This is a genomic window from Pseudomonas sp. NCCP-436 (assembly GCF_019656335.1).
Lineage (GTDB): Bacteria > Pseudomonadota > Gammaproteobacteria > Pseudomonadales > Pseudomonadaceae > Aquipseudomonas.
Map to the genome: position 1 here is coordinate 53,032 of NZ_BPLZ01000017.1, position 14,061 is coordinate 67,092.

At 57.2% G+C, this 14,061-nt stretch carries 16 protein-coding genes and 1 other RNA gene; 6 read left to right on the plus strand and 11 right to left on the minus strand.

Annotation, left to right across the window (positions count from 1 at the left end; genetic code table 11):
* Nucleotides 1-9 precede the first annotated feature (9 nt).
* Nucleotides 10-1,842 carry a DUF4105 domain-containing protein gene (locus tag NCCP436_RS15500; RefSeq protein ID WP_220804873.1) on the plus strand — a complete coding sequence of 611 codons (1,833 nt, stop codon included), beginning with the start codon at nt 10-12 and terminating at the stop codon, nt 1,840-1,842.
* A gap of 118 nt (nt 1,843-1,960) precedes the next feature.
* Here NCCP436_RS15500 and NCCP436_RS15505 read toward each other — a convergent pair whose 3' ends face one another.
* A complete protein-coding gene (locus tag NCCP436_RS15505; protein WP_220804874.1) occupies nt 1,961-4,876 on the minus strand; it encodes an ATP-binding protein in 2,916 nt (971 codons plus the stop codon).
* 127 nt (nt 4,877-5,003) lie between these two features.
* Between NCCP436_RS15505 and ssrA the strand changes: the two genes are divergently transcribed.
* Nucleotides 5,004-5,360, plus strand: a transfer-messenger RNA (tmRNA) gene (gene ssrA, locus NCCP436_RS15510).
* 99 nt (nt 5,361-5,459) lie between these two features.
* On the opposite strand, the gene NCCP436_RS15515 is transcribed toward ssrA, so the two are convergent.
* The 9 genes from NCCP436_RS15515 to NCCP436_RS15555 form a co-directional block, all read right to left on the minus strand.
* Nucleotides 5,460-6,134 (minus strand): NYN domain-containing protein, encoded by a 675-nt coding sequence (locus NCCP436_RS15515; protein ID WP_143507927.1) that lies wholly within the window; start codon nt 6,132-6,134, stop codon nt 5,460-5,462.
* Nucleotides 6,135-6,274: 140 nt separating this feature from the next.
* The gene (locus NCCP436_RS15520) at nt 6,275-7,288 is read right to left on the minus strand and encodes a tyrosine-type recombinase/integrase (protein WP_220804875.1); all 1,014 of its coding nucleotides are present in this window, start codon (nt 7,286-7,288) and stop codon (nt 6,275-6,277) included.
* The gene (locus tag NCCP436_RS15525) at nt 7,285-8,532 is read right to left on the minus strand and encodes a hypothetical protein (RefSeq protein ID WP_220804884.1); all 1,248 of its coding nucleotides are present in this window, start codon (nt 8,530-8,532) and stop codon (nt 7,285-7,287) included. The genes NCCP436_RS15520 and NCCP436_RS15525 overlap by 4 nt, the downstream gene beginning before the upstream one ends.
* 227 nt (nt 8,533-8,759) lie before the next feature.
* Nucleotides 8,760-9,074 (minus strand): hypothetical protein, encoded by a 315-nt coding sequence (locus NCCP436_RS15530; protein ID WP_220804876.1) that lies wholly within the window; start codon nt 9,072-9,074, stop codon nt 8,760-8,762.
* A 9-nt stretch (nt 9,075-9,083) separates the two neighbouring features.
* Nucleotides 9,084-9,482: a hypothetical protein gene (locus tag NCCP436_RS15535; protein WP_220804877.1), complete on the minus strand. Its 399-nt coding sequence runs from the start codon at nt 9,480-9,482 to the stop codon at nt 9,084-9,086.
* On the minus strand, nt 9,475-9,816 hold the full coding sequence (locus NCCP436_RS15540; RefSeq protein WP_220804878.1) for a hypothetical protein: 342 nt from the start codon (nt 9,814-9,816) through the stop codon (nt 9,475-9,477). The genes NCCP436_RS15535 and NCCP436_RS15540 overlap by 8 nt, the downstream gene beginning before the upstream one ends.
* Nucleotides 9,809-10,024 (minus strand): hypothetical protein, encoded by a 216-nt coding sequence (locus tag NCCP436_RS15545; RefSeq protein WP_074940771.1) that lies wholly within the window; start codon nt 10,022-10,024, stop codon nt 9,809-9,811. Before NCCP436_RS15545 ends, NCCP436_RS15540 begins: the two co-directional genes overlap by 8 nt.
* Nucleotides 10,021-10,185 (minus strand): Arc family DNA-binding protein, encoded by a 165-nt coding sequence (locus tag NCCP436_RS15550; protein WP_220804879.1) that lies wholly within the window; start codon nt 10,183-10,185, stop codon nt 10,021-10,023. Before NCCP436_RS15550 ends, NCCP436_RS15545 begins: the two co-directional genes overlap by 4 nt.
* Nucleotides 10,182-10,400: a hypothetical protein gene (locus NCCP436_RS15555; RefSeq protein WP_059390727.1), complete on the minus strand. Its 219-nt coding sequence runs from the start codon at nt 10,398-10,400 to the stop codon at nt 10,182-10,184. The genes NCCP436_RS15550 and NCCP436_RS15555 overlap by 4 nt, the downstream gene beginning before the upstream one ends.
* A gap of 244 nt (nt 10,401-10,644) precedes the next feature.
* Here NCCP436_RS15555 and NCCP436_RS17735 point away from each other — a divergent pair, with 244 nt between their 5' ends.
* The 4 genes from NCCP436_RS17735 (at nt 10,645) to NCCP436_RS15575 (ending at nt 13,879) form a co-directional block, all read left to right on the plus strand.
* Complete coding sequence (locus NCCP436_RS17735) at nt 10,645-10,800, plus strand: hypothetical protein (protein WP_309295065.1); 156 nt, start codon at nt 10,645-10,647, stop codon at nt 10,798-10,800.
* 170 nt (nt 10,801-10,970) lie between these two features.
* A complete protein-coding gene (locus NCCP436_RS15565) occupies nt 10,971-12,221 on the plus strand; it encodes a hypothetical protein (protein WP_220804881.1) in 1,251 nt (416 codons plus the stop codon).
* A complete protein-coding gene (locus NCCP436_RS15570; protein ID WP_220804882.1) occupies nt 12,208-12,831 on the plus strand; it encodes a hypothetical protein in 624 nt (207 codons plus the stop codon). Before NCCP436_RS15565 ends, NCCP436_RS15570 begins: the two co-directional genes overlap by 14 nt.
* A gap of 271 nt (nt 12,832-13,102) precedes the next feature.
* Nucleotides 13,103-13,879, plus strand: a complete 777-nt coding sequence (locus NCCP436_RS15575) for a DUF6538 domain-containing protein (protein WP_259651510.1) — start codon at nt 13,103-13,105, stop codon at nt 13,877-13,879.
* Here the strand turns inward: NCCP436_RS15575 and NCCP436_RS15580 are convergent.
* On the minus strand, nt 13,854-14,061 hold a 208-nt coding region (locus NCCP436_RS15580), incomplete at its 5' end, for an integrase core domain-containing protein (protein ID WP_220804883.1). The two genes, NCCP436_RS15575 and NCCP436_RS15580, sit on opposite strands and share 26 nt — an antisense overlap.

Genomic DNA, 14,061 nt, shown 5'->3' on the forward strand with positions numbered 1-14,061 from the left:
CCCGCGACCTTGAAACGGATATTCACCGCAATTGCCCTGGGCTTTAGCCTCCCCCTCCATGCCACCAGCCTGCAGTCACTGGCCGAGGCCCCATACTGGCTCTCTCTGGGGCATTACCAAGCCGACAGCTTCGGTGGCTGGCGCAGCTATGTGGACGACGATGAGTTCTTCCTGGCTGCCGACGGCGCACACAACCCTGCCAGTGAGCTGGCGGCCACCCTTGAGGCGCTCCGTGAGCCGGCCGAACTGGGCAATAGCCACCCGCAATGCCGCTTCCCTGCGCGCACTCGCTGGCTGAAAGCGCAACTGGCGCTGAACGACCTGCCAACCCCGGAGTGCAGCGAATACCGAGACTGGTTCACCGACGTCAACCCGCACAGTACCGTACTGGTGTTTCCGGCAGCCTATCTGAACAGCCCGTCTTCGATGTTCGGCCATACCCTGCTGCGCATCGACCAGCCCGACATCGACAGCCACAACACCGCCCTTCTCAGCTACGCGCTGAATTTCGGCGCCTTTATCGAGGGCGACGACAACAGCATCCTCTACGCTTGGCGCGGGCTGATGGGCGGTTATCCCGGTCTGTTCGCACTGGTGCCCTACCGCGAGAAACTCAGCGAGTACAACCGCCTGGAGAACCGTGACCTGTGGGAGTACCGACTGAACCTGAGCGAGGAAGAAACCGCACGCATGGTCGAGCATGTGTGGGAGCTCAAGCAGATTCGTTTCGATTACTTCTTCTTCGACGAAAACTGCTCCTTCCGCCTGCTGGAGCTGTTGGAAATCGCCCGTCCGGGAGTCCAGCTGACCGAGCACTTCCCACTTACGGCCATTCCCACCGACACAGTGCGCGCGGTAAAGGACGCCGGACTGATCGAGCGCATCGACTTTCGCCCGTCACGAGAGCGTGAACTGCTGGGCCGGGCCGAACAACTTCAACCTGAGGAACAGGTCTGGGTACTGCACCTGAGCCAGGATCCCGGGCAGGTTGACGACACCGAATTCCTTGCTCTGCCAGCCGAGCGCCGCGCACTGATCCAGGACGCGGCCTTCCGTCTGGTACGCTACCACGCCGGAACTCGGGACCGTGGCGACAATGCTCAGCGCAGCTTTCAGTTGCTGGGAGCCATCAACCGCAATCCGCCACCGGCACTGACGACCATGCGGCCTCCACTGCCCGAGGAAGGTCATGAATCGCGCACCTGGCAACTGGCAGCAGGCAGTCGCGATGACCGTGCCTTCGCCGACTATGCCCTGCGCATGGCCTACCACGATCTGAACGACAACCTCGACGGTTTCCCGCTCGGCGCACAGATCGAGATCCTCCAGCTCAGGCTGCGCCAGTACGAAAACAATCACTGGCAGCTGCAACGTCTGGATCTGGCCAACATCCGCTCACTGACACCACGCAACGCACTCCTGCAGCCCTGGTCATGGCAGGTCGGCGGTGGCCTGGAGCGGGTGCCGGGCAAGGACGGCGATACGCCACTGGTCGGCCATCTCAGTGGTGGTGTCGGCGCCAGTTGGCAGCTGCATTCGGATCTTCTCGGCTTTGCCCTGGGCACGGGCCGGCTGGAGTACAACGAAGACTTCAGCGCAACATTTTCTCCTGCAGTAGGCTTCAACACCGGCCTGCTGTGGCGCAACCCAGTGGGCAATCTGACACTGGAAGCAACCGGCGACTACTTCCACAACGGAGAGATACGACGGCGCCTGTCGCTCAACCAGCAGTGGGAGCTGGCCCGCAACCTCGGCCTGCGCCTGAGCGCGCAACGCGAGTTCAGCCACTTGGCCAGCCCTGTCAACGAAGTCAAGCTGGAGCTACGCTGGTATCACTACTGAGTAAAGCCGGCCTGAGCCTGGCGGATGCGAGGAAAACAGGCCGGCAACGCAAACCAAGCGAGTCACGACAGCTATTGCAGACGGCCCAGGGAAGGCCCAAGCGCGGGCCGAGACCAGCTCAGCCGTCGCTGTAGAGCAAGCCCAACGCCACTTCCCTGACCTCCTGCAGATCCACAGGCTTGCTCAGACAGGCCGAGGCGCCACGTCGCGTCGCCTCATCGAACAGACGCTCGTCAGCCACCGCGCTGATCACCAGCACCGGCACACCACGCAGCCTTGACTCGGCGCGCATGGCATCAAGCACCTCCAGACCGCTGCCGTCAGGCAGATCGACATCCAGCAGCACCAGCGCCGGTACATCCTCCTGCAACACTTCCAGAGCCCGCTGACACGAACTGACACCCTGCACCTCGGCAAACTCGCGCAAAGCCGCCTGCAGGATCCGGGTACAGGCCGGATGATCCTCCACGCACAACACTTGCACCAGGCGCGGAGTTGGCGCCTGCTGCTTCACGGCAGACTCGTCCTCAGCAGCGTCAGGGCTGGCGGCACTGGGCAGGTCGAGCCAGAACCGGCTGCCTACCCCCGACACACTGTGCATGCCGATCTCGCCACACATCAACCCAGCCAACTCGCGACACAGCACCAGACCAATACCGGTTCCCGGAATATTCGAACTCTCCCGCCCAAGCCTCTGGAAAGGCTGGAACAACTGCGCCTGCTGCTCCTCGGTAAGCCCCGGCCCAGTATCGTCAACCCACAACCGCACGCAGTCAGCACGCACCTCAAAACCCATGCGAATCATTCCATGAGGGTTGTTGTACTTGATGGCGTTGGACAGCAGGTTGAGCAGGATCTGCCGGACCCGGCGCGGATCGCCCTGGACAAACAGCGGCGGCACAGCCGGCTCCATTACCTGCAACTGCAGCTGTTTCTGCTGCACCTCCGGCTGCACCAGCTCGGCGCAACCGCTCAGCAGAGCGCCGATCTCTACAGGCTGCAGCTGCAACTGCTGACGCCGGCTTTCAATGCTCGACAGATCAAGAATGTCGTCCACCAGCGAGGTGAGGTGACGACTGGCACTGACAATCTCCCGCGCATAGTCGCCGACCAGCCTGGCCTCCGAACGCCCCTGCACCTCCATCTCGATCAACTGGCCGAAGCCGTGAATGGCATTGAGCGGCGTGCGCAACTCGTGACTCATACTGGAAAGGAAGCGACTCTTGGCCTGGCTTGCAGCATGCGCCTGCAAACTGGCATGACGCAGCTCTTCCTGGACCTGCTTGAGCCGTGTGATATCCACATGAGTGCCGGCGATTCGCAGCGGCAGACCATAATCGTCCCAGGACAGAACCTTGCCGCGTGTGAGCAGCCAGAGATATTCGCCCTGCCCATCAAGGTAGCGGTACTCGGCATCGAAATATTCCTCGCCATTGTCGGCGAACTGCTTGCGCAGATGGCGCAAGCGCTCCTGATCATCCGGATGCACCCGCTGACTGAATTCAGCCAGTGGCAGGCTAGAAGCCGGCAGGCCAAAGCGCCGTACGAATCGCTCGCTCAGCTCGATGGTCAACGCCTTAGTGTCAATCTGCCAAAGGCTTTCCGTGGTGCTATCCAGCACCAGTTGAAGAATGTTCTGCGCCTCCTGTCGCTCCTGTTCGCTGGCCTGAATCTGTTCTCCAGCCTGCTGCACCGCATCGGCCAGACGGCTGACCTCGAAGATGCGACTATGCGGCACGATTGGCTGATAGCGCCCCTGACCCAGGCTCGCCGCCATGGCAACAATACCGGCGATGGGCTCGGAAAGCTGGCTGCTGAGGTAGCGCGAGCGCAGCCACATAAGACCAAAGAACAACAGATAAAAGGCCAGCAGGCCGGCGATCAGCAGAAAACCGATATGCATGTAGCGTTGAGCCAACTGATTGGTCTCGTGAAAGACCTGCTCTTCGTCCACCACCAGCAGCAGACGCCACCCCGTCTGCGGAATCTCGCTCCAGGCTACCAGTTGCCGGCGGCCGCCCAACTCCACCTCCTGCACATTGCCATCACCGGAGTTCATCGCTTGCAGCAGCGGCGCCAGCCCTTCTTGCCGGGCCAGGTTGAAATCCTCGGGCTTGAGCACCTCTCGGCGCACCGCCTCCTCATAGGAATACTGGGTTAACTCACGCAGGCCAAAATCCAGCTCACCGGCAGCCGGAAGCGCCACAATGTTGTGGTCGCGGCTGACCAGCATGGCATAACCCTGCCAGGGCACATTGAGCTCGGCGATTTCTTCCAGCATCAGGCCAATGGTGATATCCAGCCCCACCACCCCTTCAAGGAAGTCCCCACGGTATACCGGCGCCACTACCGACATCATCCAACCCAAGCCTGCAGGGTCAAGATAGACCTCAGTCCACACCGCCTTGCGCTCCGGATTGTGCTTCTTATCCGCCAGATAGTAGAAGTTGTAGTCGGGTATCACCATGTCATGGGGGTACTGCTCAGGCGTGTAAAACCACGGATAGATCCGGTTGTAGCTGTCCCAGCTATTGAAATACACAGCCGCTACCAGCGGATGCGCCTGCTTGATCGAACGCATCAGCGGATCGACCTTCGACAAACGCAGCGCCTTAGCATGATCCTGCCGATCCGGAGGCGTGCTGCTGGCATAGAAAGATGCTGCCCGCCCGTCATCACTGGTGGTATAGAACACGCCGCTGTCAGTCATGGCATGGCGCTGACGCTCCAACTCGTCGGGCTGAAAACGGCTGTCGAGCAGAGCCTCATGAACCCCGTCGCGGTAAACCTTCACCAGAGCCTCGATGGAACGCAGACGACCATCGATAATCTGCCCCTCACGCAACGCGGCGCTCCCCAAATCCTTGACGGTTGCCTCCTGCAGATGCCCGATCTGCGCATCCCGCACAGCCTGATTGCTCAACAGATACACCGCGATCAACACCGACTCGACCAGGATCAGCGGAATCAGCGCACTTTGCACAAACGCTCGCCAGATCCACTGACGCAGAGGGTATCGACTGGGACTCGGCATCACCTTTCCTTTTGAAAGCGCAGACAGCTACGAGCCGCCATCATAGCCGCCCAAGACGGAATGCGCAGTCGACGTAAAGGAACCTTTGTCGTACACTGCGCCTCAAAGCAGTAACCACGAAGGTTTTGGGGCCGATTTGGATTCGACGCCGGTAACGAAACTTGAGGGGCATGCCGAGTAGGTGACAGTTCTCGTAAATCCGCTGCCACAACTTCATAGTTGCCAACGACGACAACTACGCTCTGGCTGCCTAAGGGCGCCAGCAGACCCTAGGGGATGCCTGTAAACCCGAAGATTTGGTCTGTCATATAGAACAGGATCGCCGCCAAGTTTGCTGTAGACGTAACGGCTAAAACTCATACAGCTCGCTCCAAGCACCCTGCCACTCGGGCGGCGCGGAGTTAACTCAGTAGAGATGGCTAAGCATGTAGAACCGATAGCAGAGGGCTGGCGGACGGGGGTTCAAATCCCCCCGGCTCCACCAATTCAAGCAAGCATAAACCCCTGATTTTCCTAGAGAACTTCAGGGGTTTTGTGTTTTCAGGGGCAGCAACTGTCCCGAAAGTGTCACAGCAGGATCAGGCTACCAATAATCCGGTTTGACAATGGCAGGCTTCCTGGGAAGCGGCACCTTTGGCGGGAGCTGGAAAGCCGCAAGCTCCGACTCGGGAATGTGCCGGCGGATCCAGTGGGCATGATCTTTCAGTGATCCCGGCGGATCCCGCTGTTCGTGGCGATGCGGAAGAATCACGCCAATTCGGATGTGCGGGAAGTCCGAGCGAATGGCAGCGAGTGCAGGCGCCAGGTCAGTGTCACCCGATACCAGCACGATCTGATCTAATTGCAGATCCACAGACCGGCATGCTGCCCGGTACATGCCTAGAGCCAGATTAACGTCCGTCTCTTTCTCTTCGAGCTGCCAAATCGCCACCTGATCTTGCCTGGAAGGCTTCTGACCATCGAGGTACCTGGGCGCATAGCCCTTGGCCAGCCGGTGCGTACCGAGCGTGACCGAGACGCCTCTCGCCTGCAAGGCGCGGATATAGCGATTTTGCGCATCGTTGGAGACCTGGCCACGAGTCGCAAGCCTGGCGATGACAGGAGAAGTGAAGTAATCGACAGAGACCAGTTCGGCCGACGGCTCCTGGATCCGCAAGATCTCGGCAAGCAGCGCAGGCAGATCCAACCATTTGTGGTCGGAGCCATGCAGGACGCCGTAATAGAGGTTGTAGCCGTCTACGAAGAAAGCTGTACGCACAATGCCCTATCCCTAGAAACGAAAAAACCGGCTTTGTGGGCCGGTTTCTTCACCCGAGGCTAAGGCTGAACTGAATCGGCCCGCCAAGGGTTGAGTCGTGAGGAAAGTATCCCCTAAAACCGAACACGCTTCAACACGAATCAACACGATCTCACACCAAGCTGATCAGTGATACCCGCGATAGGATTCAGCTTCACCGCCTCAGCCAGATGCTCCGGTGCCAAGTGCGCATAACGCATGGTCATGGCCAAGCTGGAGTGGCCCAGGATTTTCTGTAGCGTGAGGATGTTCCCGCCCTTCTGCATGAAGTGGCTGGCGAAGGTGTGGCGCAGTGCGTGGCTGGCCTGCCCTTTCGGCAGCACGATCCCCGATCGGCTCAACGCTCGACGAAACGACGTGATAGCGCCGGTGAACTGGCCGTGACGCTTCCAGTGATCACGAATGAACGCTTCCAGCTCGGGCTGGATCGGCACGGTTCGCACCTTGCTGGATTTGGTCTTGCTGTATGTCACAGCACCATTGCGCAGCCTGGACGGTGTGAGGCTTTCCGCTTCTGACCATCGAGCACCAGTGGCCAGACAGAGCAGCACGATAGGTTCGACATGCGGGTTGTCGCAGCCTTCGCGAATGGCAGTGAGCAGATCGGCTATCTGTTCCTGGGTCAGCCAGGACAGTTCCCGCTCCTCGATCTTGTAAGGCTTCATCAGCTCCAGGGGATTGGCGTAATCGATCTGGCCGAGGCCTCGCAGCTCGTTGAACACTGCGCGGATGTATCCGAGTTCATTGTTCAGCGTCTTGGGTGTGATGCCGGCTTCTGCCCGCAAGCGGCGATCATGGGCATAGGTGGCCGGGTCGAGCTTCATGGCGATGGGGTCACGTAGACGAACGCACAAGGCATCGAGCTTGGCCTTTCTGCGCTCACCGTCCTTGAGCATATGGCCGTGAAGATCGAACCACAGACCAACCAGCTCCGAAAGTCGGCGGCGATCCTGAGCCTTGGGGTTCCAGGCTGGGTCAGCGGCCTTGTTGGCGGTGATGTACTGCTCATAGCGCAGGGCTTCTGCCTTGGTCTTGAACAGCTTGCGGAAGCGCTGGCCACGGATGGGTTGAACGTCTGCAAGCCATCGACCGTCAGGCTGTTTCTTGACGCTCATACTGCCCTGCCCCACCTCACATGCCGTTCCTCCAGGATGTTCTTGAGGTGCTTGTACAGCCCATCCTCATCCATCCCCTTGGCGGCGTAGTGGTCACGAATCACCGGCCAGCATTCCCAATCCTTGAGCCGGTAAAAGCCCTTTCTAGCGCCCACTCGCTCCCGTGCCAACAGGCTTACGAAGTTTCCCAGGAACAGCTCCACGTTCTTGCCGGAGAAGCCCCGAGACGTCTTGTAGTTGCGCTTGTACTCGGTGTCATCCAGCAACGAATCGACCGGCAGATCAACGCGGGCATCTTCACGCAGCAGCGTCCAGATCGGTTCGTAGTAACCAGGGCGAGCCAGCAACTTGAACTGCTGCATACCGTAGCGCCACAGGCCATCCAAATGCGGCGTGAAGGCGGCGTAGCTGTTGGTGTCGATGGCGTTGCCGGTGTGCAGATCGACGGAGCCACTGGCGAATTGCTGAATCACCGAGTGGTGGTAACGCAGTTCGATACGCCACACGGTCTGGTCTTGGTTGTAGTTGTCCGGGTCGCCTTCGTCGAAGCTGTCACGACGCCGCCAAACGCCTTCCCAGTAGTCGAGCTTGTCGGTGGCCTTAGCCTGTTCGGTCTTGTTGTAGATGGCCAGTTGCACGCCACCGGCAGAGCCGAACATGTAAGTCTCCCCACGGCCGTAGACGCTGCTTTTCGTATCCCAGGTAATTTCCTTGATCCCGGAGATATCGCGGGCCGAGCGGGCGCGGCAGTGCATACGGGCGACCAGATCGGCGGGAGGTTGCCAGCCTTGAACATCCAGGGCGAGATGCACCGCGCATTGGTTGCGTTCAATGTGCGTGAGGATCTGCTCAGCGTAGAAATCCATACGGGCTTGCAGGCGCTCAGGCGACAGAGCATCAATGGCATGCGGAGACACCTCAACCTTGAGGTGTGGGCCGATGTTCTCGACCTTGGCGTTGTAGTTCTTCAGCAGCAGCACAAAGCCTAGGTCGGCGTTCTGCAGCTTGTACTGGTAGCCCGAATCCTTGCTGACACGGCCTGCATGCCAGCGCTCTCCTGCGAAGTCGACGATGGTGCCCGGCTTATCGAACAGGCACAGCAGCTCCGGCCGGAGCAGGCCACGGTACAGCTGGCGGACGGTATCGACGCCGCAGTGCAGCAGGCGGACTTTCGACAGGTCAACGATACGGGCGTTGCCCGGGTCTACGAACAGCCGACCGTTCACGTCTTCACGTGCCAGCATGTCCATGCGAAGGAAGTCTTTTGGCTTTTTCACTCAGTCACCTATTGCTGATTACTGCGGAAGTTTTCGTCTTACTTTCTGACGTGTTACAGGGGCGTCAGGTGGCGGGCGCGCCGCGTGGCACCAGCGCCCGTTGCGCTACGCTGACTCGGCGCTGGTGTCAGCTCGCGGCGTGCGGCGCCCCCGACGCAGCCGAACCCGTCTCGGCTGCGCCGAGACACACACGGCTACGTCAGGGGCTTGCACCGCTCTTGCTTCATCCATCGTTCAAGCTCCTTGAATGGGTCCGGTTCGGTCAGGCAGTTCTGTTCCTGGATGTAGGAAGGCACCTGGGGACGATCAGAGGGCGGGAGGCTTGCGTACCAGAGGAAGGCGCTCAGCAGCGCCAGGAATACGAGGTGCAGGCAGTCAGCGAAGTGCAGCGGGCGGGTCTGGATCAACACCAAGGGCTTTGCCCTTGTCATCCCACTCTTGCCGCCGAGGGCTCGGGAGCGCGGGGCGGTGAAGCTGCCCCACTCTCCCGTGGTCAGGCTCGTTTTCATGGCGTGGGGTCAAGGGTTCGCTTCGCCCGTGCTTCCGTTCGCCGGAACGGTGAAGCTGTTCCGACGAGCCGGGAGCGCGGCCCCTGACCCGGAACCATCGGCGGAATGGGTCAGGGTCATGCGGTCCAGTACGTTGCCGGAACCATGCCGGTCGCGGTGCCGCATCGCCCTGATAGTGCAAATGTCGTCGAAGTAGTACTCGTTCGGGTTGCGCGTACTGGAGCTGACTTCGACCGCCAGGAAGCACGGGGCGCCCTGCATATCCGGGGTTGGGATCAGCACGCCGACTATCTGGATGCATTGCCAGAAGGATTCCGGCTCAGCGTCCCAGGCGGTTTCAACCAGTACGGTCTTGCCGACATAGCTCAGAGCAGTGGCAGCATCGAGCTGGATACGTGGCTTACGCATGGTGGCGTTCTCCTTCCTTGGCTTGGTTCTGGAACAGGTGCGGCAGCGGAAGGCGATCCAGCACCTTGCCGGTTGCGTGACGATCACGCACGACGCGGAGGGTGTTGATGCTGTCGAAGTAGACCTCTAGCGGCAGGTCCTCGCTGCCATCGAACGGCATGGCGAGGAAGTAGCCCTCTTCGAATACGCCCGGCACCGGCAGCACCACGCCGACAATGTGGTAGCAGCGCCAGAGCATTTCGTTGTCGCCGTCCCAGCGCAGTTCGACGAGCACGGTCTGGCCGATAAAGCCGATAGCGGTGATGGGATCGAACACCAGGGCAGGCTTAGACATGGGCGTAGTCTCCTGCCTTGAACACGGTCTTGCCCTTCTCCAGATCGGCGCGGAGACGGGCAAGGTTGACCATGCGGAAATCGGCCAGCTTCATGCTCGGGATGGTCTGGCTGTCTACCCAGTTGATGACCTCTTCGACCGTCACGCCGCTTAGCTCGGCGAAGGTCTTTACGCTGCACAGGTCGAGGCTTTCGTTTGTGGCGGTCATTGGTTGCCCTCCTTGGCGGCTTTGTCCTGGGCGTAGCTCGCTTCCAGGCGAATGACGACTTCCGAGTTCATCGAACGGCGGGCCGCGAAGGCGGACTGTTCGATCTTGGCGCGCAGCTCGGGCGGTACGCGCAGCTTGAATTGCGGGTCTGTTCGGCTCACAGCGTCCACTCCTGTTCCAGTAGCTGGCGGGTCAGCAACGCCACGTTGACCATGGTGCGTTTGCCGACCTTCTGCGAAGGCAGGTAGTTACGTTCTACCCAGGTGCGTACCACGATGGGTTCGTCGCCCATGCCGATCCATTCGGCGAACTTCTGCCACGGCATCAAGGGCGGGGCACCGTGCAGCTTTTGCGGGTCGAGACCTTCCGTATCCATAAGCTTTAATCCACTATGTTCGGCAATGTTCAGCATTCCGAGGGAGCAAATATAACCCTCGGAGCAAATATAGCCCCCACCGTGAGTGAGAGCAACATTTGCCCCCGATTAAGAGAAAATCAATATCTATATGGAAAGCTCAGGCGATAGGGCTCGTCTATTGATCAAGATGTATGGCCCCAAGAGGATCAGCACCGAAAGCGGTACTGACCACAACCGTTGGAAAAGCCTTAGCAAAGGCGCAGTGCGAATCAGCACTGAAGAGATCGACGTACTGGTGAAGATCTACCCCCAATACGCCCTATGGCTGGCTAGCGGGAAGACTGCGCCGGAGATCGGCCAGACCAGCCCGGCCTACGACGAAGCCAACCGAAACTTGAGCCAACCCAACGCGGGATAGCGGTCACCCAGAAAGTAGCTAGGCGCTGGTACGCCCGAAGAGAAGGGATTCAAGAAAGGATCGAGGACGGATAATTTACTGAAGTCAAACAGCAGAATTTATTGAGCATATAAAGAGCCCACACCAATAAAGTACAGGCCAAACCATCTGCCAAAAGAAATGGAATTATAATGCAAAAAGAATCTCTTAAGGTTGCACTTGTAAAACCTGAGCAAAAAGTCTGGTTCATTAGGTCAAGCGCCGGCATACATGCTAGGCATTTCCGCTCCGCCAGCCTTATTGCAATTGGTCATCTTGAAGACGCCTTTGAGGGAACCATTGGAGACAAAATCCCCAGTGAAGATGAAATTAAAAAGGCCTTACTTTCCAACGACAAATATTCCCACTTCAAAAAGAATAAAGACGGCAAAGAAACAAAATACCTAAACAGGAAAGGCAGCCAACTACTAGGCCAAACAAAACGCTTTGTTAATGACATCAAACAAGGCGACCTAGTTGTTACAAAGAATGAAGATGGCGGCTACAACATTGGGATATGTACTGACTCACAAGCGTACATCGAACACACACCAATTGAACTAGTTATCCCAGAGGACGCAAAACGTACCGCAAGGGATAGAATAGAGCTAAAGCATAAGCTCAGAAAAAAAGTCACATGGGGGCCTTCTGTAAGCCCAAATGAACTCCCTGGAGCGGTGAGAAAAGCCACCAGAGGCCAACACACGATTACAGACCTTTCACCTCACAAGGAGAAAGTCTTTCATTTGATATATCCATTCTTTACGGATGGTGAATCACTTTATTTTTCTAGCAAAATAAGGCGTCAAGGCAAAATCGGCGCCCTCGTAGTTGGTAATCTTTTCCAAAACGTATCTCTCGCCGAAAACCTTATAAGCCAGCTTTTAAGCAACTCAATAATCAGCGAAGAATTACTTCTCCAGCTAACAGAGCGAAATGCCTTCGACCAAGAGTCAGCGGTTACGTGCCAAGCTGCATTCATGTCGCCTGGAGACTTCTGGTGCAAGGTTCCTCTACTCAGCGAGTCAGACTTTCTTGGACAAGTTTATGCCGGCGTTCTGGCATTCCTAATTCTGACCGGCCAAGCAGAAACGGTTCAATTTGATCCTATGCTTATTGCTCCCTCAGAGATATCAGCAACTTTGAAGCATAAAGAAGACGACCCCGATAGCATATTCAATGACAAACTTAAAGAGCCGGAAGCTTCTCCACTACTAAAACAGATCGCAGAGAACGCCCAGCGCAACAAGGAAGTAATCGAAAAGATAGAAAAAGACCGACACACACAGGAAATCAATGACAACTTGGAACTCGGTGTAACCGACGCAAACACGAGCAGGCTGGAAAGCTTCACATTCGGCATCAACATCATTGAATTCAGAAAGAAAAATGAAAATAATTGAGCCTATAAGTAGCTCAGTATTTATAACTGCATGCGCTTATGCCGCAGGCGTGAGCCACAATAATGCTTTTATGAGGAAATTCGGTGTCGACCCCGAGTTCAGTCAGCCGAGCATTGAAAAAGCACTTTACGATGGCGGTGTAATTACCTTTGAAGTATTCTACGGCCACTTAATGGCCATGCTAAATTTTGCAGCATCCGGTATTGGATTAAGCATCCTCGCTGTCGCAGCGCTAGGAGTAATCGCACTACTGCTGTGGAACAGAAGAAGAATACCTCAGTTAAAGGAAAAGCTTCTTGAATTCTCAACATTGCTTGGAGCATTTACACCAATTGGGCTCATTGGCATAAGCTACATAATATTCCTTACATTCTCTGCATTTAACAAAGGAACGGAGAAAGGAGAGGAGTTAGCACTAAAATTTATAAAGACCTGCCAATGGATTGAAATGAACAAAGGAAAAGAAAAACACAAGGCGTGCGCATTCAAGAAAGATGACAATGCAATTTGGTACTTTGAGTTAGAAACCGCAGGCTCAAAGACTGAAGCTAAACAACTCTCAGAACTAGACAGCATTTCTTATCTAACGCCGCAAAAGTTAATAGAATAAACCTTATAGCTAGTGATCTTCCTGATGCGTAAGAAATGCCTCAAAAGTGTCACAGACACAGCAAGGCACAGCAGATCAATGCGCCATAGCGATGACGACAACAGGCCGGATTGCTTGGGGAAGCGAGCTACAGCGGGACAATGCAGAAGCCCCGACACGGGTTCAAATCCCCCCGGCTCCACCATCAACCACACAAGAGCTTGATTTCACAGGCTTTTGTGCTCAGTCTACCGGCCGTTCCTGGCCGGTGTGACACTGAGGTGTGACACTCATGTGGGGCATCGCTTCGGTGCCCACCATGAAACCCTCCCCCTCCTACCTCACACGCAACCGACACGGAACCTTCTACTTCCGCATCGTGATTCCACGACCATTGCGAGCCTTGCTCCATGGCCAGCGAGAAGTCAGACGTACCCTGAAAACAGACAGCGAAAGGCTGGCGCGTAAGCGTGCCCGGCAATACGTCGCACGCTACGAAGCCATCTTTGACAAGGTAGTGAACATGGTTGAGCGTGATGAACTCGGCCTGACCGAGGCCGATTACAAGGAGCTGATGGAGCTCCTCCCCGATACAAAGCCGACGCCGGATTTCTCCAGTCCGCAGGACGAAAACCAATCAGCCGAGCCCATTCTTTCCGAGAAGGAAATCGAGGCTCGCCAGCGCCGCAGGGAAGTAGAGCGCCTGCTAACTGGAGCCTATGGCCGCCCAATACCAGCCGAATTAGAGCAGGTGGCGCAACGACTGCTAGAGCTTTCCCGCACCTACCAATCGACAGAGCTACGAGCAATCCTGCCAAAGCTCCGAGATCAGCTGGCGCTAAGCGGTCTTGCCTCGACAGCTCCAGCCTTGATTACACAGAGGCATGATTTTGATCCTGCAATAGCAGAATGGACTCTCTACGACGTATGGAAACACCAGCTTGAACGGGACAAAGCCGATACCTCAGAGACAGGCGGGCAAGCAAACCACGGCGGCACCTATGAAGAGAGCGAACGCCGGGCTCGCGTGATGACTGTAGTGGTCAACCCATCCCGGACAGTGGGTTAAGTTTTTCTTCGGCCACCGCAGGTGGCAGTCCGTCGTTGAACTGATGTGGCCTGCCCCAGTTGTAACGGTGCATCAGGTAATGACTGATGTCCCGTTGAGCTTCCGAAGCGGTAACGTAGCCTGTCGCCGGAATCCATTCGGATTTCAAGCTGCGGAACAATCGCTCCATCGGTGAGTTATCC

Bases quoted from the DNA above. Each gene is read 5' to 3' on its own strand.
- NCCP436_RS15505 (WP_220804874.1), bottom strand. From the start codon at position 4,876: ATGCCGAGTCCCAGTCGATACCCTCTGCGTCAGTGGATCTGGCGAGCG.
- NCCP436_RS15520 (WP_220804875.1), bottom strand. From the start codon at position 7,288: ATGAGCGTCAAGAAACAGCCTGACGGTCGATGGCTTGCAGACGTTCAA.
- NCCP436_RS15525 (WP_220804884.1), bottom strand. From the start codon at position 8,532: ATGCTGGCACGTGAAGACGTGAACGGTCGGCTGTTCGTAGACCCGGGC.
- NCCP436_RS15530 (WP_220804876.1), bottom strand. From the start codon at position 9,074: ATGAAAACGAGCCTGACCACGGGAGAGTGGGGCAGCTTCACCGCCCCG.
- NCCP436_RS15535 (WP_220804877.1), bottom strand. From the start codon at position 9,482: ATGCGTAAGCCACGTATCCAGCTCGATGCTGCCACTGCTCTGAGCTAT.
- NCCP436_RS15540 (WP_220804878.1), bottom strand. From the start codon at position 9,816: ATGTCTAAGCCTGCCCTGGTGTTCGATCCCATCACCGCTATCGGCTTT.
- NCCP436_RS15545 (WP_074940771.1), bottom strand. From the start codon at position 10,024: ATGACCGCCACAAACGAAAGCCTCGACCTGTGCAGCGTAAAGACCTTC.
- NCCP436_RS15555 (WP_059390727.1), bottom strand. From the start codon at position 10,400: ATGGATACGGAAGGTCTCGACCCGCAAAAGCTGCACGGTGCCCCGCCC.
- NCCP436_RS15565 (WP_220804881.1), top strand. From the start codon at position 10,971: ATGCAAAAAGAATCTCTTAAGGTTGCACTTGTAAAACCTGAGCAAAAA.
- NCCP436_RS15570 (WP_220804882.1), top strand. From the start codon at position 12,208: ATGAAAATAATTGAGCCTATAAGTAGCTCAGTATTTATAACTGCATGC.
- NCCP436_RS15575 (WP_259651510.1), top strand. From the start codon at position 13,103: ATGTGGGGCATCGCTTCGGTGCCCACCATGAAACCCTCCCCCTCCTAC.